This is a genomic window from uncultured Bifidobacterium sp. (genome assembly GCF_959020155.1).
In the GTDB taxonomy this organism is placed as follows: Bacteria; Actinomycetota; Actinomycetes; order Actinomycetales; family Bifidobacteriaceae; genus Bifidobacterium.
Window position 1 is genome coordinate 1 of record NZ_CAUERC010000059.1, and the last position, 2,997, is coordinate 2,997.

Below are 2,997 nucleotides of genomic sequence, written 5' to 3' on the forward strand. Positions count from 1 at the left end.
TGCAGAACGCCATCGGCGGCGGCATCGGCCTGTTCGTGGCCTACGTCGGCTTCCTCAACGTCGGTTTCTTCACCTTCACCACCAAGTCCGCGGCCAAGAGCGGCGACACCGTGCAGGCCACCCCGGGTCTTGCCGTCATGAACAATCCGACCATCTGGCTGTTCATCATCGGCCTGGTGCTGGCCATCGTGCTCACCGTGCTCAAGGTGCGCGGCGGCATGCTGATCGCCATCGCCGTCACCGCGGTCGTCGGCATTCCGATGGGCCAGACCACCATGGCCAACTCCGTGTCCATCGCCGACACCTTCGCCCAGCTGCCGCAGACCTTCGGCGTGATCTTCACCAAGGATGGCTTCCCGGCGCTGTTCTCCGACGTGTCGAAGCTGCCGATCATCCTGCTGACCATCTTCGCGTTCTCCATGTCCGACACCTTCGACACCATCGGCACCTTCATCGGCACCGGCCGTCGTACCGGCATCTTCTCCGCCGAGGACGAGAAGGCTCTTGAGAACGGTTCCGGCTTCTCCTCCAAGATGGACAAGGCCCTGTTCGCCGACTCCATCGCCACCTCCATCGGCGCCATCTGCGGCACCTCGAACACCACCACCTACGTGGAGTCCTCCGCGGGTATCGCCGCCGGCGGCCGCACCGGCCTGACCTCCGTGGTCGTGGCGATCTGCTTCGCGCTATCCGCCTTCCTCTCCCCGGTCATCTCCGCCGTGCCGTCCGCCGCGACCGCAGGCGTGCTGGTCGTGGTCGGCTGCATGATGGCTTCCTCCTTGAAGGAAATCGAGTGGGGCGACATCTCCGAAGCCATTCCGGCGTTCTTCGCGTCCGTGTTCATGGCGTTCAGCTACTCCATCTCCTACGGCATCGCCGGCGGCTTCATCACCTACTGCATCGTCAAGACCTGCAAGAAGCAGGCCAAGGATGTGCATCCGGTGATCTGGGTCGTGGCCGTGCTGTTCATTCTGGACTTCATCATCACCGCAGTGCTGTAACAGTCCTTTTCATACGGAAAATGGGCGGTTCCTTCAGTGGAATCGCCCTTTTTTTATCGACTTTCGTATCGGTTTGACGCAGATCCGCATTAGATGGCTTGGGAGAACGCGTCGACGAGCGCGGCCATCCAGTCCGTCAGGGAATCGTACTGCTCCGGCATCTGCTCGGTCAGCTCCACGATCGGAATATTGGACGATTTTGCCGCGGTGACGATCTTGCCGGTCAGCTCGGTCTCCTCCTGAATGTTGACCACCAGCAGGCCGACCTTGCCGGCCTCCAGCATGTCGGTGAACTGTTTGATGTCGGTCGGCGTTGGCTCGCTTTCGTTGGCCGTGGCACGCATGTAGCCGGTCGGCGTCGCGTCTTTGAGGCCCAGGTCCCCGGCCAGATATTCGGCGACCGATTCCGTGGCGGCATAGGCTTCGCCATCCGCCTTGCGTTTGGTCTCCGCGATTTTTCGGGCGACCTCGTCTTCCTTGGAACGCCATTGCTGGTTCAGCTTGTCGAAATCGGCCTTGCCGTCGGGCCTTGTGCCCTCGTATGCCCTGGTGATGGCCTGTGCGACCGCTTTGCGCACCGCCGCCGAGAACCAGACGTGCGGGTTGCCGCCATCCTTGACGCCACCGATCTCCGCCGCGTTGATGACTTGCGATTTGGCGGATTGCGCGGCTTTGACGGCCCATGAGTCGTACCCGGCGCCGTTGACGATGACGATTCGCGCCTTCTGCAGTTTGACGATGTCGGACGTGGTCGGCTCATAGTCGTGCGCGTCCACGTTGGTGGAGTTGATGATGCTGGTCACCTGCACGCCGCTTCCGCCGAGCTGCTCGGCGAGGGTGCCCCATTGGTTGATGGAGGAGACGACGGAAATCGCGCCATGCGCGGAACCGGCACCGTTCTGCGACGTTCCGCAGGCAGACGCGGAAGTGAGAAGGCCGACGGAAGCGAGTACGGCAATCGCAATTCTTGCATAACGGTTCACGATGGTTCCTCCATTTTCATACGCTTCATGCTTCGGTGAATCCATCATAACCGTAACTGAGAATGATTCTCAACAGCGCGTGTCGCTTCCACAAGAAAAACAACAAACCGACGCCGAGAGCAATCTCAACGTCGGTTTGCGGGGAAAAGGAGCTGCCGATCAGCCAAAACGTACAATTACAGAGTTTCGCACAGCGAAGCGCTATTAACTGGCCGGCTGAAGCTGACTCGCACCAACCCACCGGGTTGGCACTACGTTTTGGCGAATCGGCCTTATCGATCAGCCAAAACGTCCGGAGACGTAGCGTTCGGCTTCTTCGTTCTGCGGGTTGTTGAACATCGTGGTGGTGTCGGTGAAGTACTCGAGGTGACCCGGCTGGCCGACGGCCTTCAGGTTGAAGAAGGCGGTGTAGTCGGCGATACGAGCGGCCTGCTGCATGTTGTGCGTCACGATCACGATGGTGTACTCGTTCTTCAGCTCGTTGATCAGATCCTCCACGGCCAGGGTGGAGATCGGGTCGAGGGCGGAGCACGGTTCGTCCATGAGCAGCACCTGCGGGTGCACGGCCACGGCGCGTGCGATGCACAGACGCTGCTGCTGGCCGCCGGACAGGCCGATGCCCGGATTGTCCAGACGATCTTTGACCTCGTTCCACAGGTTGGCGCCACGCAGGGCCCACTCGACCAGATCATCCGCGTCGGACTTGGAGATCTTGCGGTTGTTGAGCTTCACACCGGCCAGCACGTTCTCGCGGATGGACATGGTCGGGAACGGGTTCGGACGCTGGAACACCATGCCGACGTCACGACGGACGGCGACCGGATCCACATCCTTGTCGTACAGGTTCTTGCCTTCCAGCAGCACCTCGCCTTCGCAGTGGGCGCCCGGAATGATCTCGTGCATGCGATCGAGGGTGCGCAGCACGGTGGACTTGCCACAGCCGGAAGGTCCGATGAACGCGGTGACCTTGTTGGCTTCGATGTTGATGTTCACGTCTTCCACGGCCAGGAAGT

General features: G+C 61.0%; 3 protein-coding genes. 1 reads left to right on the forward strand and 2 read right to left on the reverse strand.

Annotation, left to right across the window (positions count from 1 at the left end; all coding sequences use genetic code 11):
- The coding region (locus Q5H31_RS08190) for an NCS2 family permease (protein ID WP_302457672.1) at nucleotides 1-1,001 on the forward strand (1,001 nt) is incomplete at its 5' end.
- An 89-nt stretch (nucleotides 1,002-1,090) separates the two neighbouring features.
- On the opposite strand, the gene Q5H31_RS08195 is transcribed toward Q5H31_RS08190, so the two are convergent.
- Nucleotides 1,091-2,032 (reverse strand): metal ABC transporter solute-binding protein, Zn/Mn family, encoded by a 942-nt coding sequence (locus tag Q5H31_RS08195; RefSeq protein ID WP_117642777.1) that lies wholly within the window; start codon nucleotides 2,030-2,032, stop codon nucleotides 1,091-1,093.
- A 231-nt stretch (nucleotides 2,033-2,263) separates the two neighbouring features.
- A partial coding sequence (locus Q5H31_RS08200; protein ID WP_302457673.1) for a phosphate ABC transporter ATP-binding protein occupies nucleotides 2,264-2,997 on the reverse strand: 734 nt, incomplete at its 5' end.

Coding starts and splice junctions, on each gene's coding strand:
- Q5H31_RS08195 (WP_117642777.1), bottom strand. CDS start 2,032: ATGATGGATTCACCGAAGCATGAAGCGTATGAAAATGGAGGAACCATC.